The organism is Thalassomonas actiniarum (assembly GCF_000948975.2).
GTDB classification, from domain to species: domain Bacteria; phylum Pseudomonadota; class Gammaproteobacteria; order Enterobacterales; family Alteromonadaceae; genus Thalassomonas; species Thalassomonas actiniarum.
Genome location: NZ_CP059735.1, coordinates 2,871,259 through 2,892,455, shown reverse-complemented (window position 1 = coordinate 2,892,455; position 21,197 = coordinate 2,871,259). Strand labels below are relative to the sequence as shown.

The 21,197-nt window shown below is 46.6% G+C and carries 14 protein-coding genes and 12 tRNA genes; 9 read left to right on the top strand and 17 right to left on the bottom strand.

Going from position 1 to position 21,197, the window contains the following annotated elements:
- Nucleotides 1-14: 14 nt before the first annotated feature.
- Both SG35_RS12595 and SG35_RS12590 read left to right on the top strand, forming a co-directional pair.
- Nucleotides 15-1,541, top strand: coding sequence for a carotenoid oxygenase family protein (locus SG35_RS12595; protein WP_236702616.1), 1,527 nt, complete (start codon nucleotides 15-17; stop codon nucleotides 1,539-1,541).
- Between the two features lie 151 nt (nucleotides 1,542-1,692).
- Nucleotides 1,693-2,313, top strand: a complete 621-nt coding sequence (locus SG35_RS12590; protein ID WP_044833562.1) for a LysE family translocator — start codon at nucleotides 1,693-1,695, stop codon at nucleotides 2,311-2,313.
- A 257-nt stretch (nucleotides 2,314-2,570) separates the two neighbouring features.
- On the opposite strand, the gene SG35_RS12585 is transcribed toward SG35_RS12590, so the two are convergent.
- The 15 genes from SG35_RS12585 to SG35_RS12515 form a co-directional block, all read right to left on the bottom strand.
- Nucleotides 2,571-3,449, bottom strand: a complete 879-nt coding sequence (locus SG35_RS12585) for a universal stress protein (RefSeq protein WP_044833528.1) — start codon at nucleotides 3,447-3,449, stop codon at nucleotides 2,571-2,573.
- Nucleotides 3,450-4,015: 566 nt separating this feature from the next.
- Nucleotides 4,016-4,285, bottom strand: a complete 270-nt coding sequence (locus SG35_RS12580) for a SymE family type I addiction module toxin (RefSeq protein WP_044833527.1) — start codon at nucleotides 4,283-4,285, stop codon at nucleotides 4,016-4,018.
- A gap of 545 nt (nucleotides 4,286-4,830) precedes the next feature.
- Nucleotides 4,831-6,447: a hypothetical protein gene (locus SG35_RS12575; protein WP_044836056.1), complete on the bottom strand. Its 1,617-nt coding sequence runs from the start codon at nucleotides 6,445-6,447 to the stop codon at nucleotides 4,831-4,833.
- Nucleotides 6,448-7,353: 906 nt separating this feature from the next.
- Nucleotides 7,354-7,429, bottom strand: a tRNA-Glu gene (locus SG35_RS12570).
- Between the two features lie 50 nt (nucleotides 7,430-7,479).
- A tRNA-Ala gene (locus SG35_RS12565) sits at nucleotides 7,480-7,555 on the bottom strand.
- A 44-nt stretch (nucleotides 7,556-7,599) separates the two neighbouring features.
- Nucleotides 7,600-7,675, bottom strand: a tRNA-Glu gene (locus SG35_RS12560).
- Nucleotides 7,676-7,738: 63 nt separating this feature from the next.
- Nucleotides 7,739-7,814: transfer RNA gene (locus SG35_RS12555), tRNA-Ala, on the bottom strand.
- A gap of 47 nt (nucleotides 7,815-7,861) precedes the next feature.
- Nucleotides 7,862-7,937, bottom strand: a tRNA-Glu gene (locus SG35_RS12550).
- A gap of 61 nt (nucleotides 7,938-7,998) precedes the next feature.
- Nucleotides 7,999-8,074 (bottom strand) — tRNA-Ala (locus SG35_RS12545).
- A gap of 68 nt (nucleotides 8,075-8,142) precedes the next feature.
- A tRNA-Glu gene (locus SG35_RS12540) sits at nucleotides 8,143-8,218 on the bottom strand.
- A gap of 55 nt (nucleotides 8,219-8,273) precedes the next feature.
- Nucleotides 8,274-8,349: transfer RNA gene (locus tag SG35_RS12535), tRNA-Glu, on the bottom strand.
- A gap of 30 nt (nucleotides 8,350-8,379) precedes the next feature.
- Nucleotides 8,380-8,455, bottom strand: a tRNA-Glu gene (locus SG35_RS12530).
- A 39-nt stretch (nucleotides 8,456-8,494) separates the two neighbouring features.
- Nucleotides 8,495-8,570 (bottom strand) — tRNA-Glu (locus tag SG35_RS12525).
- Nucleotides 8,571-8,607: 37 nt separating this feature from the next.
- Nucleotides 8,608-8,683 (bottom strand) — tRNA-Glu (locus SG35_RS12520).
- A 46-nt stretch (nucleotides 8,684-8,729) separates the two neighbouring features.
- Nucleotides 8,730-8,805: transfer RNA gene (locus SG35_RS12515), tRNA-Ala, on the bottom strand.
- A gap of 693 nt (nucleotides 8,806-9,498) precedes the next feature.
- Here SG35_RS12515 and SG35_RS12510 point away from each other — a divergent pair.
- Complete coding sequence (locus SG35_RS12510) at nucleotides 9,499-10,416, top strand: gluconeogenesis factor YvcK family protein (protein WP_044835162.1); 918 nt, start codon at nucleotides 9,499-9,501, stop codon at nucleotides 10,414-10,416.
- Nucleotides 10,417-10,719: 303 nt separating this feature from the next.
- Here SG35_RS12510 and dcd read toward each other — a convergent pair whose 3' ends face one another.
- Nucleotides 10,720-11,319 carry a dCTP deaminase gene (gene dcd, locus SG35_RS12505; protein WP_044835163.1) on the bottom strand — a complete coding sequence of 200 codons (600 nt, stop codon included), beginning with the start codon at nucleotides 11,317-11,319 and terminating at the stop codon, nucleotides 10,720-10,722.
- Between the two features lie 56 nt (nucleotides 11,320-11,375).
- Nucleotides 11,376-12,485, bottom strand: coding sequence for an iron-sulfur cluster carrier protein ApbC (gene apbC / locus SG35_RS12500; RefSeq protein WP_053043334.1), 1,110 nt, complete (start codon nucleotides 12,483-12,485; stop codon nucleotides 11,376-11,378).
- A 199-nt stretch (nucleotides 12,486-12,684) separates the two neighbouring features.
- Between apbC and metG the strand changes: the two genes are divergently transcribed.
- From metG to SG35_RS12470, 6 genes are all read left to right on the top strand, one after another.
- Nucleotides 12,685-14,730: a methionine--tRNA ligase gene (metG, locus tag SG35_RS12495; RefSeq protein ID WP_044835164.1), complete on the top strand. Its 2,046-nt coding sequence runs from the start codon at nucleotides 12,685-12,687 to the stop codon at nucleotides 14,728-14,730.
- A 339-nt stretch (nucleotides 14,731-15,069) separates the two neighbouring features.
- Nucleotides 15,070-16,065, top strand: coding sequence for an oxygen-dependent tRNA uridine(34) hydroxylase TrhO (gene trhO, locus SG35_RS12490; protein ID WP_044835165.1), 996 nt, complete (start codon nucleotides 15,070-15,072; stop codon nucleotides 16,063-16,065).
- 90 nt (nucleotides 16,066-16,155) lie between these two features.
- Complete coding sequence (locus SG35_RS12485; protein ID WP_201777834.1) at nucleotides 16,156-16,458, top strand: TfoX/Sxy family DNA transformation protein; 303 nt, start codon at nucleotides 16,156-16,158, stop codon at nucleotides 16,456-16,458.
- 350 nt (nucleotides 16,459-16,808) lie between these two features.
- Complete coding sequence (locus SG35_RS12480; protein WP_053043335.1) at nucleotides 16,809-18,329, top strand: pre-peptidase C-terminal domain-containing protein; 1,521 nt, start codon at nucleotides 16,809-16,811, stop codon at nucleotides 18,327-18,329.
- A gap of 231 nt (nucleotides 18,330-18,560) precedes the next feature.
- Entirely contained in the window at nucleotides 18,561-18,761 is a 201-nt protein-coding gene (locus SG35_RS12475) for a hypothetical protein (protein WP_044835166.1), read from the top strand.
- A gap of 225 nt (nucleotides 18,762-18,986) precedes the next feature.
- Nucleotides 18,987-21,137, top strand: coding sequence for a cation:dicarboxylate symporter family transporter (locus SG35_RS12470; protein ID WP_044835167.1), 2,151 nt, complete (start codon nucleotides 18,987-18,989; stop codon nucleotides 21,135-21,137).
- The last annotated feature ends 60 nt before the right edge of the window (nucleotides 21,138-21,197 follow it).

Here is a 21,197-nt window from a genome sequence, read left to right as displayed (position 1 = left end):
TAACAACGGACAGTATGATGAACAGACGTCATTTTATAAAAAATTTATCCATGGTCGCCGGTAGCAGCCTGGCAATGGCCCCTGGCATGCAGGCGCTGGCAAAAATAATAGATCCGGTCCCGATGCCGTTATCAACAAAAGCACAATTTGCCCGGGCGCTGCAGGACAATCCCGCCTTGATCGGTTTTGCCAATGTCACGGAAAATTTTGCCTTAAAAGCCTTAACCATTGAGGGGAAAATGCCGGGGGATTTAAAGGGGACACTTTACCGTATCGGCCCGGCGGGCCATGAACGGGGTAACCTCAGGTACCGGCACCTATTTGAAGGTGACGGCATGCTCCACAGCTTTAACTTTGGCAATGGCAAGCTTTTTCATCAGGGGAAATTTATCAATACCCCGAAATTTGCCAGAGAACAACAGGCGGGCAAGTTCCTCTACTCGGGGCCGGATACCAAAATTGCCGGTGCCCTGGCGGTGCATCATGCCGATAGTATCAATAGCTCCAACACTAACGTGATCAGCGTGGGCGATAAGCTCTGGACCCTGTGGGAAGCAGGCTCGCCGATGCAGGTTAACCCACAGACACTGAACAGCAGCGATTGGGTCAACCTCGGGCAAAACAGCCCGTTTGGCCAAAGCTTAAAAGGCATGCCGTTTTCTGCCCACCCGAAAATAGATCCCGGCGGCGATATCTTCAATTTTGGTCTTAACGGCAATGGCCAGGCGGTGCTCTATCATTTATCGGCAAACGGTCAGATGAAAAATGCCGCCGTGGTCGATGCCGGTTATCGCGGCATGCTGCATGACTTTTTAATCACCCATAAGCATATCTTGCTGATCTTACCTTCCCTGTCCCCCAATGGCGCGGGCAAAGGATTTTTTGAGCGCACCCGCTTTGAAAAAGAACAGCCGATGCGGGTATTAGTGATAGATAAAGCACACTTAACCCTGAAGAAAAGCTATCAACTGCCCCCGGGCTTTGCTTTTCATTTTGGCAATGCCTGGGAAGAGCGCGACGGCAGCATACATTTTGACGCCAGTTTATATCCGGATGTCGGCTCGCTACATAATTTATCAGCCTTGATGCAGGGCGAGACAGGCAAGCATACCAACCGCTCACAAACCGTGTTATATACGCTAAAACCCAATGGTGGCTTCACTGAGCAATATATTGACGGCGACAGTGAATTCCCTAGAATTTATGACCACCTGGTTGGCCACAGAAACCGTTTGCTTTACACCACAGGCAATAAAAACAACACGCTCTGGGCAGATTCTATACGCAGGTTAAACACAGATACCGGGGCAGTGGATGAATATTATTACGGTGAAGATTACCTGGTTGAAGAGCATGTGATCACCACCAATAAAGCCCGTGAAGGCAGTGGTTATCTCCTTGGCACCGCTTTGCATGTGCCAAGCAAGCGCACCTGCCTTAACCTGTTTCAGGCCGATAATCTCTCGCAGGGGCCTATCATGCGTGCCTGGTTGCCTTATCATATTCCCTTGGGTTTCCATGGGAGTTTTCTCAGAAGCTGACCTAACGAAAGTATTAAAACATCAAGGGCAAACCTGCCCTTGTTACCGGCCTTTATTCTCCAAAACTTTCTGCACTCACCTTAAGCAAGCTAGCTTCTGCGCTTAAGCTCTATTAAACTGGCAAGCCATAATAATGAATAAGAAAACTGTCATGCCTGACTTTGCCGTACTTGCCGTGTTTATTCCCACCTTCTTTTTTGTATCGATCACCCCGGGTATGTGCATGACCTTGGCCATGACCCTTGGCATGAGTATCGGCGTAAGACGCACATTATGGATGATGATGGGGGAATTAATCGGTGTAGCTGTTGTTGCCGTTGCTGCGGTTATGGGGGTGGCAAGTGTTATGCTGAACTATCCCGAAGCTTTTGCCCTATTAAAATGGCTGGGAGGGGCATATTTAGCCTATATCGGCGTAAATATGTGGCGCGCTAAAGGTAAAATGGCGTTAACCGATAATATTGATCAACAGCAAGTCAACCGCACTTCCCTGTTTTACCAGGGACTGATCACGGCAATTGCCAACCCTAAAGGCTGGGCCTTTATGATTTCTTTACTGCCCCCTTTTATTAACGTTGAAGCGAACCTTAATGTGCAATTAGCGATACTGCTCAGCATTATTATGCTCACGGAATTTACCAGCATGATGGCATATGCTGCTGGAGGTAAAAGCTTAAGGTTGTTTTTAAACCGTGGGGATAATATCAAATGGATGAACCGCATTGCCGGTAGCCTGATGATAGCCCTCGGGTTTTGGCTGGCCTTGGGCTAGTTGGCAAGTAATAGCTGTTAGTTCTTGTAGGTGCTGTATTGTGTTTACATATCCGGGCAGGCATAAAATACCGCTGGGTAATATGAAATTCCGGCACTGGTATATGAGCGTTTTATACCAGATGTATAACAAAACGCCTAAGTTAAGCAAAGAGCTGCTCACAACAAATCGTGAGCAGCCAATAACGCATTCATTTCATTCACAATATCAAGAGTACTCTTAAAAAGAACAAAAGAATCCGTGTTTTTATAAGTAAATTACACCGGCGCTACAATTAACATATCAGTATGTAGATAAGCCGTTAATTTCTCAGCAGTGTTTCCTATTAGTTTTCCTTTGATGCCGCTGCGGGCCATCGAACCAATAACAACGGTATGTGTTTTTGATTTGGTTGCTACACTGGCAATGCACTTTTGCGGATTGCCAAATTTCACATGCAGGTCTTGTTCATCAATATGATATTCCTGCGCCAGGGCCTGCATCTGCGGCAGATATTTTTCACGTACTTCATCTTGATAACGAACTTTATCGATAACATCAAGATCTATGAGTATTTCCGGCAATTCAAAACAAAAGCAGCAGTGTAATCTTGAATTAAATGTCTTGGCAAAGTCTGCGGCGGCAGACATCACTTGCTCGCGCATCAACTTACCTTCTACCGAGTCATTTTTTAAATCAACCGCAGCCAGCACAGTACTTTGGCTTTTCCACTCGTCCTGACGTACCAAATAAACAGGAATGCGGCTTTCCCGTAATAAATACCACTCGGTTGAAATATGGAAAAAACTGCCGGTTCCGTGATGCTGAGCGACGATAAAGCGGTAGTCGTTGGTGGAGACTTCTTTTAAAACGGCTTTATATATTTCTTTTTCCCACTGCGTATCAACCGTGATATTGCTGGTGCCATGCTCTAGCTGTGCAACTTGATGTTGAATCCATTGATGGCGTTTATCGACAATTTGCTGTTTAACCTGCTCTACCTGCTCGGCAGTAAAACTGCCGACAGACTCAAGCTCTTCATGGCAAAAGGCCACAATATGAATGCCTGCACAATAGCGTTCAGCCAGTTGCAGCGCCTTATTTATTGCCGTGGGGCTTTCGTCTTCCCGGTGCGCTATTACAAGAATTTTGCTCATTTAACACTCCCTGATCGTAAAATAGGTTTATCCAAAATAAGCTTACCACTTGTGCTATCACAATTTTATTGTTTTACATTAATAATTTATGCAAAAGTACGGTTTTAATTCAACCTATAGATAACAACTGATTTTCAAGCTGCCCAAAAACGAATCTCTGGTACAAAAAGCAGCTGACGCGGCTTTAGCTACTTGAATATATTAAAGTTAACGAATATAAAAAAGTGGAATAATTCCATCGGGAAATGTTTCATTTTTTGCCTGCAGGCTGATTTTTTTATCCTATACCGTATGTCCGTTATGTTGTTTTATTTTTAAAAGAGACTTAAGGTGAAAATAACGCTATTTCCTTGCACGCCGAGGCCATCACCGGAAAATTTATGCCGGACCCACCAGCCCTGCGTTCTCCTGGCCTTGCTCTAGTCTGAGCCCGCTATTCTCTGGCCCCGTTATATTTTTACATAGCAACAATATAATACAACTGCGCCTGCCAACAGGCACAGTTGCTTAGCCTGTTATTGCTTAGGATCAGTCTCTTTTTCCTGTGTAGCCTGTATTAAACAAGTTTAATTTTTGGCGGATAGCTTAGGGGTAATCATCACTTCATCCGGATTAATGATCAAAGTGACTTTTTGCCCGATAGCAAAACCGGCCTTTTTCAGCCATTTTCCCCTGAGCACAATACAAGGTTCAACATTAACAGGCACATAGTTAATGCCGGTGCCGCGGATTTTCACGGCCGAGTCGCAAATGGTTTCCTGTACGGTTAACTGGCGGTGGCGGGGATATTTTACTTTTGCCGGACAAGTCTCTGGCGTATGATGATATTCAGCCATGACGGACTCCTTATCAAGTTCGTTTAGGTTAGCTATCTCTGGGTGTTTGAGCACTCAGGGGTAGCGCTTGTGTTTATTCGCTGTTTATTAGTCAGCTATTTATTAGTTAACTATTTATTAGTTAACTATTTATTAGTTAACTATTTATTAGTTAACTATTTATTAGTTAACTATTTATTAATCAGCTATTTTAGCTATGGCTAGTAAATAGCTTCGCTTGATATACCTCCTGTGGTTAATGTTTCACCCTGTGTTTATAGTAGAAAAAGCGGGATAAATCCGGGTATGGTTACATTTAATATTGCGCTTAATTACAGATACTGTATAACTTACTGTACGAAGAATTCAATACTATAAAAAACATTGAGTTAACGTCACGACAATAACACTCAACATGACTTGCATATCACGACTAAACCTCAAACAAGAGAGTTCACCGTTATAAAACAACGGACATAAATTAATTCAGGCCGTTGTCCGGTTTCTTATCGGCATGCTTACGCTGCCCTTAGTGTCGGATCACCGGCCTGCTCTATCCTGCTTGGTTAATTCAAATTATCCGGCAAGGCGTAACTGCCATTGAGCCCTAACTCGGCAATCGCCTGATTGATCACACGTTCAATGGCCCGGCGAGACTCCGCCGCCCGGTCTTGTTCGTTTTGTGTATCACCTGGTTGATTGGTTTCTACATCCTTGTAATCGAAACCATGTTGCGCGGGTGAGAAAAGCTCGCCAATGACAGATACCGAACCATCGGTGATTGTTGAAGCCGCAAAGGTACCGGCAACATCGGTTTGCACCGCCCCTTCATTTACACGGTCATCACACTCAGCTTTATAGAGGGAATCTTCATCACCAAAACTGAACATGGTTTTAATCGCCACTTTATAACCGTTGGCATTGTCGCCGTCGTCTGCTACCACACCTTGCTGCAAGCTATCGTCTTTTTCCATGGTGCCGTCTAGTTGGCAGCCGGGATAAAATGAGTGGATCATTTTTACATCGTCATAAAAATTGCCACCAATAAAAGCCGCGAGATCTGCATGGTAAGTCTCGACTGAGAAATTTCCATTGGGGTTCACCTCAGGCTCCTCTACATTGGCTTGTTCACCCGCAGTGCCATTGACCACCATATGGTTGCTGTACAAATTAAGTGACTCGCCATTGTTTAGTCTGGCGTCTAAATCTGCTGCGCTGATGTTTGCCAACATGGCATTGAAGGCATCGGCATATTGTGGATTATTGACAATGTCATTCAGGGTTAGCGCCGGGATAATAACCGGATCCGGATCTGGCTGTGGTTGCTCGTTTGGCGCCGGTAGGTTACGTCCCCAAAATTCCCGGGTATTCTGCGGCCATATATGATGATCGGCAGCCAGGGCTATCATCGCTGAGCCGCCGTTAGAGCGCCCCTCAATAATGATATTGTTCAAGGATATATTGGGATATTGCTCTTTGACCGCTTTATAAAGGAATACATTATCGAATCCTGCAATGTCAGGTGCTGCATGCATGGGACGTAAGTCGCCGTCGATATCGGATACACCATAGCCATCAAAGTTATACGGTGGGTTTGTATCCCGGGTCACGCTGTTTTCATCGGTGAGATTTAGCCAGTAAAGGGCATTATCCAAATGAGCGGCATCTTTGACTATGTTGTAACGCCCGACCATAAAAATATGTACCGGAGAGTCAAATTGCGCAAAAGCATCTTGCCAATACCAGGCGGCAAAAGCGGTACTGCCGACAATTTTTTTCAGCATAAAATCTTCAAGCAAAGGCCCTACCGGTACATTGCTGACGGTAAAGTCTGCCAGCATCACTTCATCACCATTGCCGTCAACCTCACATAAGCCGTCATATAACGTGCCGGTAAAATCGCCATTGCCATTAATATAATCAGGCCCGCAAACGCCAAATTCGGTATCTATTTCATCGTACCACTCTCCGCCAGAGCCATGATTGAGAAAAATAGTGACCGCCGGCCCCTGCCCGTTTTCGTTAAAAACCCAGTGATAGGCCTGTTTATAATTGCCGTCGCCGGTATAAACGGTGAAGCGCTCATGGGGTTTTTCCTTAAAGTCGGAATCAACACCCGCCATGATTTGGCTGCTTGGTATCAAAAAGATGGCTGAGACTAAAGTGGTTTTTAATAAATTCATATTCAAACTTCCTCTTTACACATATTGTTTGTAGGTTTAATGCCCGTGGTATCTTGCTGCTTTGTTTGTTTCTCAATCGGTTTTCGCGGTTTTATCGCGAGTACATTTGCAATTTCCAGCGACAACAGCTGTTACGGTGGAAAAGTAAAAACCAAAGGCCGTTGTCAATTCACCTATGCAAGTGCGCTTAAATAGAAAGCTATCTCACCTGAATGAGTAAAAAATTACCGCTAAAGTATATTTAGAATAAGGCAAGGGAAGTGATTAAGAAGGGCCAATTAGTCTGTTAGCAGGGAGAGGAAGCTAAATTTTTAGGCCTGGTGCCAAATAACATGACGGTAAAAGTAGTAAGCAAAGCTGGGCAGGCAAAAATTTAATGGCAAGCTATATAAGGTGTTTTCACGTTCAGAAAAACAGCAGGCAGAAAAATCAAATTTCAGGCATAAAAAAACCGACTTGCGTCGGTTGATTTATGTAAATTGGCATCCCTAAGGGGATTCGACCCCCTGTTACCGTGCCTGGCTAAGGAGCTGCGGGCGGTGTCCTTAAGGGTTAATCAATAACAACAAAGTCAAATTTCAGGCATAACAAAACCGACTTGCGTCGGTTGATTTATGTAAATTGGCATCCCTAAGGGGATTCGAACCCCTGTTACCGTGCCTGGCTAAGGAGCTGCGGGCGGTGTCCTTAAGGGTTAATCAATAACAACAAAGTCAAATTTCAGGCATAACAAAACCGACTTGCGTCGGTTGATTTATGTAAATTGGCATCCCTAAGGGGATTCGAACCCCTGTTACCGTGCCTGGCTAAGGAGCTGCGGGCGGTGTCCTTAAGGGTTAATCAATAACAACAAAGTCAAATTTCAGGCATAAAAAAACCGACTTGCGTCGGTTGATTTATGTAAATTGGCATCCCTAAGGGGATTCGAACCCCTGTTACCGCCGTGAAAGGGCGGTGTCCTAGGCCTCTAGACGATAGGGACATATGACAATTTACTATAGACTATTTGCCGCCAAGGCAACAAACAGAATATGGTGGAGCTATGCGGGATCGAACCGCAGACCTCTTCGCTGCCAGCGAAGCGCTCTCCCAGCTGAGCTATAGCCCCGAATTTTTCAATTCGATACTTACTGAATGAATATTAAGTTAAATTGGCATCCCTAAGGGGATTCGAACCCCTGTTACCGCCGTGAAAGGGCGGTGTCCTAGGCCTCTAGACGATAGGGACATAAGACAATTTAACTTTAAGACTACTTAACGCTGACTTTATCAAACAGCATTAAACAGAATATGGTGGAGCCATGCGGGATCGAACCGCAGACCTCTTCGCTGCCAGCGAAGCGCTCTCCCAGCTGAGCTATGGCCCCGAATCTCTTCATTGAGTCAGGTTAACCGCGTTGGATATAAATTGAATTGGCATCCCTAAGGGGATTCGAACCCCTGTTACCGCCGTGAAAGGGCGGTGTCCTAGGCCTCTAGACGATAGGGACATAAGACAATTCAATTTACTACACTCGTTATCAATGATTAACACCATCAACAACCAGAATATGGTGGAGCTATGCGGGATCGAACCGCAGACCTCTTCGCTGCCAGCGAAGCGCTCTCCCAGCTGAGCTATAGCCCCGTAATCCTTACGGTGATGCTTCATTCTTTGAAGCATGTGCATCGGTTTTCAATCGATGCCGGCAATATTGGCATCCCTAAGGGGATTCGAACCCCTGTTACCGCCGTGAAAGGGCGGTGTCCTAGGCCTCTAGACGATAGGGACACAAAACTTGTGTCAAATTACCCTTGTGCCAGAAGAGCAATCCTAAATTTAATGGTGGCATCCCTAAGGGGATTCGAACCCCTGTTACCGCCGTGAAAGGGCGGTGTCCTAGGCCTCTAGACGATAGGGACATAGAACCATTAAATTTTGATTAATTTGATTGGCATCCCTAAGGGGATTCGAACCCCTGTTACCGCCGTGAAAGGGCGGTGTCCTAGGCCTCTAGACGATAGGGACATAGTGACAATCAAACTAATTTTCAAACTGTTAAACGAGTGGCATCCCTAAGGGGATTCGAACCCCTGTTACCGCCGTGAAAGGGCGGTGTCCTAGGCCTCTAGACGATAGGGACACAGCTATTCAATGCGTACTCGTTTTGATTTAAAAGTTGGCATCCCTAAGGGGATTCGAACCCCTGTTACCGCCGTGAAAGGGCGGTGTCCTAGGCCTCTAGACGATAGGGACACAGATGACACTTTTAAATCTAAACACCTTACCAATAAAGATAAGATGGTGGAGCTATGCGGGATCGAACCGCAGACCTCTTCGCTGCCAGCGAAGCGCTCTCCCAGCTGAGCTATAGCCCCGTGTTTCCTCGTTAGCAAGTAGACCTAGTACTTGCTGAAAACGAGGCGCATTCTAAGCAGAGGCCTGCTTGGTGTCAACACTTATTTAAAAAAAACAGGTAAAAATATCAAACTTTTGGTTCGAGTGCTCAGTTAAGAAGCATCTTGATTATTTTTTGTATAATCAAGCGCTTATGTGTATGATTTTTATACTCACCCTTACAGGATTTACCTTGTCTCCTTAGTAAAACCCCCTGTTTATGGCCGCTTTTAAGCAAGATGAAAATAAAACAAAGACAACTACTCTTGAAATGACAATACTAAGCCCTTCATTTTTAACTTATTTAACCTTGTTTTTAAATCCCCTACTCTTATTAGCAAACAAATATCATAGCGAACAAGCATTCATAGTTATCGATACTGCCCTGCCCTATAGCCGCAACTTCATCAATCTTTGCTCCTGAACAGGGCAAAGTTGTTTTCAATGGTAAGCAGCTATACTTTTAGTTCTTATATAGGGTTTTTAAAACGGGTTAACTTGCTTGAAATCCTGTTTAGGCAATAAAACATCAGTTCATGCGCAAATTCTCGCCATGTAATATGGTGTAATCCGGTGTAAGGGTTCTTTGCTTTATTTTTATAACGGTTACAGGTAAGGTTGACTCTTATTATTGACAGGTTAAATAACCTCATTGAGCACGTAACAACTATTATATGCAGCTAAACAAGCTAAATATTGTCGCCATTGGCGGAGGCCATGGATTAGGTCGGGTGCTATCGACACTTTCGTTTATGAGGGATCAACTTACAGGTATAGTCGCCACCACTGATAACGGCGGTTCCACCGGGCGCTTAAGAAAACGCAGCAGTTCCATCGCCTGGGGCGATTTGCGCAACTGCCTGACCCAACTGGTAGAGCATGACTCTGTCGGCAACCAACTCTTTAACTATCGTTTTGACGGCCAGGATGAACTGGGTGGTCATAATCTGGGTAATCTGATTTTATACGGTCTCGACCAGGTGCAGTCTCGCCCGTTAGACTCTATTAAACTGGTGCGTCGTCTGCTCAGGGTTAAAACCCAGGTATTTCCTATGTCGGAAACCCCGACGGATTTAATGGCCTTTTATCCCCAGAGACGGTGCCGTGTCGGCGAACTCTCGGTGGACGAAATGCCGATCATGCCGAAAAACCTGATGCTGGCGCCTTTGGTAAAATCCCTGCCTCAGTGTATTGAAGCCATTGAAAATGCCGATTTGATCATTCTCGGTCCCGGCAGCTTCCTGACCAGCGTGATCCCGCCGCTGCTGGTACGTGATATCGCCAATGCCCTGTGCAAAAGGCGCGGCCACAGTGTTTTTATCGAAAATATTGTCGCCGAGAAAAGTCCGGCGGCAGCCTTGTCATTGCCGGATAAGCTGGACTGGATAGAAGCAAATGTCGGCTGTTTGCCGATAGATACCGTAATTTGCCAGGATAAGGAAGTACACTCTCCCCGGGTGAATATGATTTACCGGGATCTGACCTGTGATGCCGTGCCCCATCATCACGATAAGGAAAAGCTGGTGGCGGCGTTGATAGAGTGTGTCAGCCAGTTGCCGGAAACAACCCGGCTTAAAACAGCTCAGAGGTAAATCTATCATGCCTGTTCATCCTGAACCCATGACATACTTTACATCCTTGTAAATCGTCATTCCTGTTCATCCTGAACCCATGACATACTTTACATCCTTGTAAATCGTCATTCCTGTTCATCCTGAACCCATGACATACTTTACATCCTTGTAAATCGTCATTCCTGTTCATCCATGAACCCATGACATACTTTACATCCTTGTAAATAAAAAGAGCCGGTCAAAGCCGGCTCTTTTTACTTACACATTTTATTTTGCCATCGCCGGCTATTGTGGCGTTAAAGGCTACTCAGCCGTTGAGGACTACTCAGCCGTTGAAGACTCATCCTGACTGATACGGCTGGCAACTGCGCCCATTTGTCCCTTGTACTTGGCATCGTTACGCTTGTTATAAGGGTGTAATGCTTTAGACGACATGGTTTCAAAGTTCAGCGCGGCAATCTTCATCTTAGGTCTTAATGCCAGCGGCAATTTACCGCTGTTATAAAATTCCAGTACGATCTGTCCGGACCAGCCGGGATCGATACGGTGTGCGGTTACATGCACCATAAGTCCCAAACGCGCCAAAGAAGAGCGGCCGTCTAACCAGCCGACAATATCATCAGGTAAAGTCACCGACTCGTAGGTGACGGCAAGTGCCAGTTCACCGGGATGAAGGAAGAAGGCTTCACCGTCGGGGATAAAGATTTCCTCACTCATCACCGAGTTCATCGCCTTTTGCATTTCTTCTCTGGGCCCGCTTAAGTCGATATAAGGCGCGGTATGATCCTGAAAAACGCGAAATTCATTGCCCAAACGAATATCGACGCTGACCCCGGAAATCATGCTGGCACTTGGGATCGGCGAAATTTGAATTTTACCGTCTTTAATATGTTGTTCTATGTCCTGATCACTTAATCTCATAAGGTCTTCTTCTTGGTTTAATCCCTATTGATACGTTAATACCCGAAGCCTGCCAGCTAAAGCGTGACGATTTCTGCGGTATTCGGGCTGCGGCTGTCTAACTGATAAAATAACTGCGCCGCCATATTTCGGGCTATTTTACGGTAAAGCAGGGCAATTTCACCAGCGCTATTTTCTATTATCTCAGATTTCCCCAAGTCGGCATCTTGCCTGATGGCAATATCTAAAGGTAACTGGCCCAATAACCGGGTTCTATAGCTGGTGGCAATATCGCCTCCCCCGCCCTGGCCGAACAGGTGGGATTTCTCGCCGCAGTGCTCGCACAGGTGATAACTCATGTTCTCCACCACGCCAAGTACCGGCACCTGCACCTTATCAAACATCACAATGCCCTTGGCGGCATCGGCTAAGGCAATATCCTGGGGTGTGGTCACCACCACAGCCGCCGCCACCGGTACTTTTTGCGCCAGGGTCAGCTGGATATCCCCCGTACCCGGCGGCATATCTATCAGTAGATAATCCAAATCAGACCAATCGGTTTCATTGAGCAGCTGGCTAAAGGCAGAGCTGGCCATGGGGCCGCGCCATACAGTGGCTTCTTCATCCGGCACCAGAAAGCCGATAGACATGGCCTCTAAGCCCTGTGCGTTAAGCGGGGTCATAAGTTTGCCGTCTTTGGAGGTGGGCTTTTCGTTTTTCAGTCCAAGCATGGTCGGAATGGAAGGGCCGTAGATATCGGCATCCAATATCCCCACTTTTGCCCCTTCCGCCATCAGGGCATAGGCGAGATTGACCGTAGTGGTCGATTTCCCGACACCGCCTTTACCCGAGGCAACGGCGATAATATTACCGACATTGGCAATCTCATGGCTTCTTACCGGCCTCACCTGCAGTTGAACATCAAAAATAACTTTGGTTTGCAGCGCTTCACTGAGGTTATCCGCCACCTGGGACAATTCAAAGGTGCAGGGGAATGGCACCGTCAGCGCCACGGTGATTTTTTTCCCCTTACCGGCCAAGGAAATATTAACATCCGTGCACAGGGACAAAATGCCGTCTGGAAAAATGTCTGAGCGATACTCAGCCAAGCTATCTGCAATAAGTTGCTTGATTTCATCGCTGCTTAGCGCAGTTTCTGCTTTACTGGAAAAAAACTTACCGAACAATTTAATCCACCGAGAATAGGTTCTATTCAGCCTTATATCCACTGTAGGGGCAATACATTTAACCATGATCACCACAGACATAAGAAAGATTGAATAAAACGTAATAATTATTAATGAAAATAGACCTTAAATTCTGTACCATTCCCCCCACGATTACCATCAAAATAATATTAACCTTTATATGTCAGTAGAAAAGACTATGGAACAGCCGTCAACATCAACGCCGGCAAAGCGTAAAATACTTGCCACCTGTGCCCTGCCCTATGCCAATGGTTCTATTCATTTAGGCCATATGTTAGAGCATATCCAAACCGATATCTGGGTACGCTTCCAGCGAATGCGCGGCCATGAAGTCTATTTCGTTTGCGCCGACGATGCCCACGGCACGCCGATCATGCTTAAAGCCCAGGAGCTTGGCATGACACCCGAAGAGATGATTGCCGGTGTGCGCGAAGAGCATATGGCGGATTTTAACGATTTCCATATCAGCTTTGACAATTATCATTCCACCCATTGCGATGAAAACCGCGAATTATCGGAAGAGATATATAACCGCCTGCACGCCAAGGGCCATATTAAAACCAAAGTGATCTCCCAGTTATACGATCCGGAAAAAGGCATGTTCCTGCCGGACCGTTTCGTTAAGGGCACCTGCCCGACCTGTAAAAGCGAAGATCAAAACGGCGACAGCTGCGACAGCTGCGGCGCCACCTATTCGCCGACTGAAGTAATCAACCCGCGCTCTGTGGTTTCAGGTGCGACGCCGGTATTAAAAGATTCCGAGCACTACTTCTTCGACCTGCCGGCTTTTGGTGAAATGCTTAACGACTGGACCCGTAGCGGCTCCTTGCAGGACGAAATGGCCAACAAACTTGGCGAATGGTTCGAACAAGGCCTGCAGCAGTGGGATATCAGCCGCGATGCCCCTTATTTCGGCTTTGAAATCCCCAATGCCCCGGGCAAATATTTCTATGTCTGGTTAGACGCCCCTATCGGTTATATGGGCAGCTTTAAAAACCTGTGTGACAAGACAGGTATCGACTTTGATACCTACTGGAAAAAAGACTCAGACGCCGAGCTTTACCACTTTATCGGTAAAGACATCATCTATTTCCACAGCCTGTTCTGGCCGGCCATGTTAGAAGGTGCCGGTTACCGTAAGCCAACTTCGGTTTACGCCCACGGTTTTGTCACCGTTAACGGCGCAAAAATGTCTAAGTCCAAGGGTACCTTTATTAAAGGCCGTACCTACTTGGAACATTTAAACCCGGAATACCTGCGTTATTATTATGCCGCCAAACTCACCAGCCGCATCGATGACCTGGATTTAAACCTGGAAGATTTTGCCCAGCGGGTAAATTCTGACTTGGTCGGCAAGGTAGTTAACATTGCTTCGCGATGCGCCAGCTTTATTACCAAGCGCTTTGACGGCATGTTATCAACCAACATCGACAATCAGGCACTGGCAGATGAAGTAATGGCCGCAGGCGACAGTATCGCTGCCCATTATGAGGCCCGTGACTTTGGCCGTGCGATGCGTGAAATCATGGCGCTTGCCGATAAGGTCAACGAATATATTGCCGTGAAAGAACCGTGGCAGCTGGTTAAAGATGAAACCAAGCAGCAGGAAGTACAGGATATTTGCTCATTGGGCATCAACATGTTCCGTACCTTGATGACCTACCTTAAGCCGGTATTGCCTAAGCTGGCCGAGAGCACCGAAGCTTTCCTTAACGACACGCTTGTCTGGGAAGGCCATAAAACCCTATTAACAGATCATAAAATCAACAAGTTCAAGGCCTTATTGCAACGTGTTGATATGGATAAAGTGAACGCCATGACAGAAGCTTCAAAAGAAAGTTTAGCCGTTGAGACTAAAGCGCCGGTAAGTGGCCCGCTAGCCGACGATCCGATTTCAGAAGAAATCCAGTTTGACGATTTTGCTAAAATCGATTTACGTGTCGCCAAAATCGTTAAAGCCGAGCATGTCGAAAAAGCCGACAAGTTGCTACGCCTTGAACTGGACTTAGGCGGCGAAACCCGCCAGGTATTTGCCGGCATCAAGTCAGCCTACCAACCTGAAGATCTTGAAGGTAAAATGACGGTCATGGTGGCCAACCTGGCACCGCGTAAAATGCGTTTTGGCATGTCGGAAGGCATGGTATTGGCAGCAGGCCCCGGCGGTAAAGATTTATGGATCTTAAACCCTGAAGAAGGCGCACAACCGGGTATGCGGGTAAAATAACTCCTTAAGTGATTTGTTGTCACGGCATTCGTGTTTGGCACGACAACACCTTGGAGTTTATAGACAAGAAAAGGCGAGCTGATGCTCGCCTTTTCTATTACTATTGCCCATCAAAGCTCACCGGGTTAACTAAAAAGCTGATTAAAACTGCTATTTGTCCCCTAAGCAGATTTATCCGCACGTAAATAGCAAACCTTTCAGCGATTCAAACAAGGAAACAGAGAAAGCATCACCAGTAGCGAAGATTTTTAAGGCTTGTACACTTAATCATGTCTGAGCTATAATGCGCGCCGAATTTTTAGCACCGGATTTACGCTCCGATCAGCAGTAGGAAAATATATGTCTCAATGTGTAGTATCAGCCTTATACAAGTTCGTTACCCTGGAAAACTTCGAGCAAATGCGTCAGCCGTTATTAAAAGTAATGGAAGACAATGAAGTACGCGGTACCTTATTACTTGCCCTTGAAGGTATCAACGGCACTGTCGCCGGGCCTCAAGCCGGTATCGAAACCGTACTTAACTGGTTAAAAAGCGATGAGCGCTTAGCGAACCTGGTGCACAAAGAGTCTTACAATGAGGTTTGTCCGTTTAAGCGCAGCAAGGTCAAACTGAAAAAAGAAATCGTCACTATGGGTGTTGAAGGCATAGATCCGAAACAGGTTGTCGGTACTTATGTTAAGCCTAAAGACTGGAACGCCCTGATCTCAGATCCGGAAGTTTTCCTGGTGGATACCCGCAACGATTATGAAATCGAAATCGGTACCTTCGAAAATGCGGTAAACCCCAATACCGAAACCTTCCGCGAGTTTCCGCAATATGTCAAAGACCACATGGATCCCGCCAAGCATAAGAAAGTGGCCATGTTCTGTACCGGCGGAATCCGCTGTGAAAAGTCGACCGCTTATATGAAAGAGCAAGGTTTTGAAGAAGTTTACCACCTTGAAGGCGGTATTTTAAAATACCTGGAAGAGGTGCCGGAAGAAAACACCATGTGGCAAGGGGAATGTTTTGTTTTTGATGACAGGGTTGCCGTTGACCACCAGCTGAACAAAGGCCAGTACGACCAATGCCACGCCTGCCGCATGCCAATCACGGAAGAAGACAAGACCCGTGAGGCTTACCAAAAAGGTGTTAGCTGTCACCATTGCATCGACAAGGTCAGCGACGAGCAGCGTGCCCGTTATGCCGAACGCGAAAAGCAAATGGAACTGGCCAAACAACGCGGTGAAGCCCATATCGGCAGCGATGCCAAGAAAAGCCTGGAATTGAGAAAAGAGGCGAAAAAGGCCAAGATAGCCGAGCAGAAGGCCCAGCAACAAGCCAAAGCCGGCTAGTCGCGGCTCGCGGGTAAGGCAGGCACTTTGCTGTGGCCTTACCCGTTTTATTCAATTAGCACCTGGGTTTCACTTTATTTATCATAAGTTATGACAAAACGGTTAAGAGATCTCAAAGGTTTTGGTCCCAAAAGTGAAGAAGTCCTGGCGCAAGTCGATATCCACAACGTTGACGACTTTTTCGCTATCGACCCCTTCGAACTCTATCAGCACTTAAAAGAAACGGTCAAAGGCACAGGATTAAATTCCCTTTATGCCATTATCGGCGCCCGTGAAAATTGTCACTGGCAAACGGTGGCCAAAGAACAAAAAACCACATTTTACTCTGCCTGGAAGACATGGGCCTGGCCCCCAACTAGCATTCGCTGTCAGATGTTGTTCAGACTATTTTAAGACAAACAGCATAAATAACGCCAAAAACCGGTATTTTATTCAGACATTATGGTGAAAAAACTCTAACCTTCTTAGTAAAACATTCCTGATAAACAGTGGCTTTCCGCTTGATTCACCAATTTCATGTCGCTTTATCGCGAAATTTTGTCGCCTTTTTACTAGTCATAAATAATCAACAACTTATCGTATAGAAGCTGCCGGATGTTAACAGCCTAAATCATTTTTATTACATTTTGATTAAGTTAGCGTAAATATCCGAAAGCAGGTTGAGGAGCCATTCCCTAATGGTGGCGATAAGAATATCCAAAAAAATAAAAACTCAGGATAGTTGTTATACAAAGGAAGATAAAATGAACAAATTTAAACTTAGTGTGATTTCAGCAGCGTTACTGACCATGGGCATGCAGGCCCAGGCAGCTACCGATTTATTCTCTCAAGCAAGCAATGCCGAAATGAATAGCGTGCAAACATTAAAGGCAGATGTTAACAAACGTAGCCTGTTTCACATTAATAAAGGAGCTTTAAAGCAAAGCACTAAAAGCTTAAATATCCAGCTTGATGACCAGCTCAATATTGAATTTGGCAGAACTAAGGCCAGCATGAGCAAATCCGGCTCCATGATTTGGCAGGGTGAAGTTTCTTCAGAATTTTTAAGCCTGAACAGCAATGCCGATGCCTTAACCAAGCAGCAAAACTCTGCGATTTTAGTTGAGCGTGACGGTACAGTAACCGGTACCGTACGCTATGAAGGTAAATTATACCGCATCCGCTCTGTAGGCCAGGGCAATCACTCGGTTGAGCAAGTAAACGAAGACGTCTTTAAAGATCACGCCGATGATTATGTGGAACCGGCAAGTGCCGCTTTCGATGCATCTGCCCAAGCGACAACAGCCGCTAACCCTGTCATCGACGTGCTGGTAGTATATACCTCAAAAGCCGCCAGCCTGTCGGGCAATATCGCTGCCTTGATTGATCTGGCTGAAACTGAAACCAACAACGGTTACAGCACCAGTGGCGTTAACGCCAGCGTCAATATCGTGCATACCGCACAAGTCAGTTATACCGAGCACAGTAATTCAGAAACCGACTTAAACCGTTTAGCCGCAACCAACGACGGCTACATGGATGAAGTACATACCATGCGTGACACCTATGGCGCCGATATGGTGGTATTGGTACATGATACCAACGGTTACTGTGGCCAGGCAGATGCCATTTATGCCAATGCTTCAAGCGCCTTTGCCATCGTCGATTATGACTGTGCCACAGGTTACTACTCTTTTGGCCATGAATTAGGTCATTTGCAGGGCGCCCGTCATAACCCGGAAAATGATCCGACCAACTCTCCGTTCTCCTACGGTCACGGTTACCAGGATCCAAACGGCAACTGGCGTACGGTGATGGCCTATAACTGTAGTTCAGGTTGTACCCGTCAACTATTCTGGTCTAACCCGAACAAAACTTACGGCGGCACAGCAACCGGTACCAGTTCGCGCAGTGACAATACCCGGGTATTAAATGAAACTGCAGCCACCATGGCGGCCTTTAGAACTGCCGGTACGCCAAGCGAGTGGACCACGGTAAGCCACAGCGATTTATCTGCCAGCAGCAAAAACTGGGTGCGTTTTGAGCAAGTGATCCCATCAGGCACTACTCAGCTGGTCGTGGATATTACCGGCGGCAGCGGTGATGCCGATCTGTATCTGGGCAACGGCAGCGCCCCGACGACAAGTTCTTATACTTGTCGTTCATGGGATTACGGTAATACCGAAACCTGTACTATCAACAACCCAAGTGCGGGTACCTGGCATATCGGCATTCATGCCTATTCAGCCTTTAGCGGTAACAATATTACCTGGAAATACAAATAAGCTTGCTTGCACAAGTTTTAAGTTAAGTAAGACTTAAATGAAGCAAAGCCGGACCTTCGCTGTCCGGCTTTTTCTCTCGCCTCCCCCAGGCTTCACGCTTAACCCCTTCGCCGAACAACACAGCTTAAAAACACCTTAATTACAAACCAAAAACAATATTTACATTTTATTAATACCTGTTATGATGCCAAAGGTGTATTATTTACACGATTAATAAAAAAGGAGTTAACAATGAAGTTATCATTAAATAAAAATAAATTAAAAACCCTTTCTCAGGACAAAAACGTTTTACCTGCCGAAGCGACCATGCAAATAGGCGGCGCTGGGGTTTGGACCCGTGACGGGGGCTGTGAAGGTCCTTTCACCGGTCAATGTACTGACACTTGTCAGGGCAGTGTTGGCGCCACTTGTGCCACATCTAACCAGTGTTAATAGCATAATGCTTTGGATCTAAGCGGTTTTCCGTTTAGATCCTTTGACAAAGCTCTCTGTCATGCCATCCCCCGGCACCTCTTCCCTTTCATAAAAAATACCAAATTAGTCACTTTCCCGGTAATTTTTAGCAGCCGGAAACGGCCTCTCCCCAGCTTTTGAACTAAGATAATTTATTGGTAATTTACTGGTGTATTTCCCTTTTTTCTTTTAAGGTTCACTGTATTGTTACCCTATTTCAACCTGGTTATGCCGTTAAGCTCTCTTCCCCTTTCCGTTAAAATTCTTTTCACCATGGCATTGGGCCTGGTTATCGGCGGCATTAGTCAGACCGAAGTTCCCCCTATCGGCGCGCTGGCCGATACCTTTGTGACCTTATTGCAAATGACCGCTTTGCCCTATATTGCCCTGTCCCTGATTGTCGGTATTGGCGGACTATCCCCCTTGCAGGCCGGTAAAGCCTTTAAACAAAGCCTGCTCATTTTGGCCCTGCTGCTTTTTATTGCCCTGGTCTTTATCTTTTTAACGCCGCTTGCTTTTCCAAACTGGCCAAATGCCGACTATTACAGCCCGGGGGCGATAAAAGCGCCGGATGAATTGCAGCTGATCGCTTTATTGATCCCCGCCAACCCCTTTTATGCCCTGGCCCATACCATTATTCCCGCGGTCGTGCTGTTCAGTATTTTTGTCGGTATCGGCCTGATGTCGGTAAAAGGTAAAAGGCATACCTTGTCGGTATTAACCAGCTTACAGGCGGCGGTTGCCAACATCAGCAATATGGTGATGCGCTTTGCCCCGCTCGGGGTCTTTTGTATCGCCTATCGGGCGGCGGCCACCATAGAGGCAGCACAAATTGACGGCTTATTTGTTTATATCATCAGCTCCACCCTGGTGGTGGCGCTGTTGTCATTTGCGGTACTGCCCGCCACCGTTGCCCTGCTCACCCCTTTTAGCTACCGCCAGCTGGTCAAAGCTTTTCGGGAAGCCATGGTCACTGCTTTTGCCACCGGCAGTTTTTTTATTGTTATCCCTGTGCTGATCGAAAAGACCAAAGCACTGCTGGCACAAAACCAGGCAAGTTCGTCATCAACCAGCCATAACGCCAATATTGAAAAAGTGCCCGGCATTTTAATCCCGATTTCCTTTAGCCTGCCGGTGGGAGGAAAATTACTGGCAATCCTCTTTACCCTGTTTGCCGCCTGGTTTTCCGGCGCCTATATCTCATCGGGGGATTACCTGATGTTGCTACTCGCCGGTTTACCCCAGTTGTTTGGCACCAGTACCCTGGCCATGCCTAAGTTGCTGGAATTATTTAATGTTTCCGCCAGCATGTTTGACTTTTTCATCGTTGCCGAAAACCTGATCATCGGCCGCTTATCCGCGGTATTATCCGTCAGCTTCGCCACTTGCCTGCCGCTGCTGCTCGCCTGTGCCATGAATAACACCATCAAGGTAAAATGGCGCTATCTGGGCCGCAACCTGATGATTATTCCCGCCGTTTCCATTGTGTTATTTCTGGCCTTACGCTTTGGTTTTAATGAAATCGGCCACCAGTACCAGGGTTATGACAACTTTATCAACCGCGACTTTTTGTACCCCGAGGTCAAGAGCCGCAATCTCCCACAGGCACAGGAGCAATTGTTAAATGCCCGGCCTTTTACCAGCGTATTAACCCGGATCAAACAAAGAGGTTTTATCCGCGTCGGTTATTTCCGTGACGATCTCCCCTACGCCTTTCACAATGGCGAAGGCAAGTTGGTGGGGTTTGATATTGAAATCATGCACCTTTTGGCAACCGATCTCCAGGTAGAGATAGAGTTTGTCAAAATTTACCATCACCAGGCGGCTGCCCTGCTCGCTTCCGGTTATCTGGATATCACCTCGGGGATCCCGGTGATCCCGGATAACCTCAGGGAATTTACCCTGACGGCGCCATACAGCCAGCAATCACTGGCGTTTTTGGTTAAGGATGAACGCCGCAGCGAATTTGTCCGCTGGCAGGACATTAGCGCACGGGAAGATCTCACCATAGGCATACCGGAAACCTTCTTTTACCAAAATGCCGTACAGAGATATTTTACCCGGGGCAAGGCCTGGGAAATCGCCAGCCCGAGGTTATTTTTCCGCGATCAATATCAGCATATAGACGCCATGTTATACGGCGCTGCTGCCGCATCCGCCTGGACTTTGCTCTACCCGGATTATACCGTAATAGCCCCTAAGCCTGTGCTGCCGCCTTTAGCCATGGCCTTCCCCATCAATAAAAACGATCAGGAATTTGAGCTCTTTATGCGGAACTGGATTGCCATGAAGCAGAAAAATAACAGCCTGACGAGATTATTCGACTACTGGATCGGCGGTAAATCCCCCCAATAAGCTGCCGCCGGGGTGATGGCGTTAGACAACAATCCCCCTACCGGTTTTGTCACAGCGGAA

Excerpts from the sequence above, each read along its gene's own strand:
- SG35_RS12595 (WP_236702616.1), top strand. The coding sequence starts at position 15 with ATGATGAACAGACGTCATTTTATAAAAAATTTATCCATGGTCGCCGGT.
- SG35_RS12590 (WP_044833562.1), top strand. The coding sequence starts at position 1,693 with ATGCCTGACTTTGCCGTACTTGCCGTGTTTATTCCCACCTTCTTTTTT.
- SG35_RS12585 (WP_044833528.1), bottom strand. The coding sequence starts at position 3,449 with ATGAGCAAAATTCTTGTAATAGCGCACCGGGAAGACGAAAGCCCCACG.
- SG35_RS12580 (WP_044833527.1), bottom strand. The coding sequence starts at position 4,285 with ATGGCTGAATATCATCATACGCCAGAGACTTGTCCGGCAAAAGTAAAA.
- SG35_RS12575 (WP_044836056.1), bottom strand. The coding sequence starts at position 6,447 with ATGAATTTATTAAAAACCACTTTAGTCTCAGCCATCTTTTTGATACCA.
- SG35_RS12510 (WP_044835162.1), top strand. The coding sequence starts at position 9,499 with ATGCAGCTAAACAAGCTAAATATTGTCGCCATTGGCGGAGGCCATGGA.
- dcd (WP_044835163.1), bottom strand. The coding sequence starts at position 11,319 with ATGAGATTAAGTGATCAGGACATAGAACAACATATTAAAGACGGTAAA.
- metG (WP_044835164.1), top strand. The coding sequence starts at position 12,685 with ATGGAACAGCCGTCAACATCAACGCCGGCAAAGCGTAAAATACTTGCC.
- trhO (WP_044835165.1), top strand. The coding sequence starts at position 15,070 with ATGTCTCAATGTGTAGTATCAGCCTTATACAAGTTCGTTACCCTGGAA.
- SG35_RS12485 (WP_201777834.1), top strand. The coding sequence starts at position 16,156 with ATGACAAAACGGTTAAGAGATCTCAAAGGTTTTGGTCCCAAAAGTGAA.
- SG35_RS12480 (WP_053043335.1), top strand. The coding sequence starts at position 16,809 with ATGAACAAATTTAAACTTAGTGTGATTTCAGCAGCGTTACTGACCATG.
- SG35_RS12475 (WP_044835166.1), top strand. The coding sequence starts at position 18,561 with ATGAAGTTATCATTAAATAAAAATAAATTAAAAACCCTTTCTCAGGAC.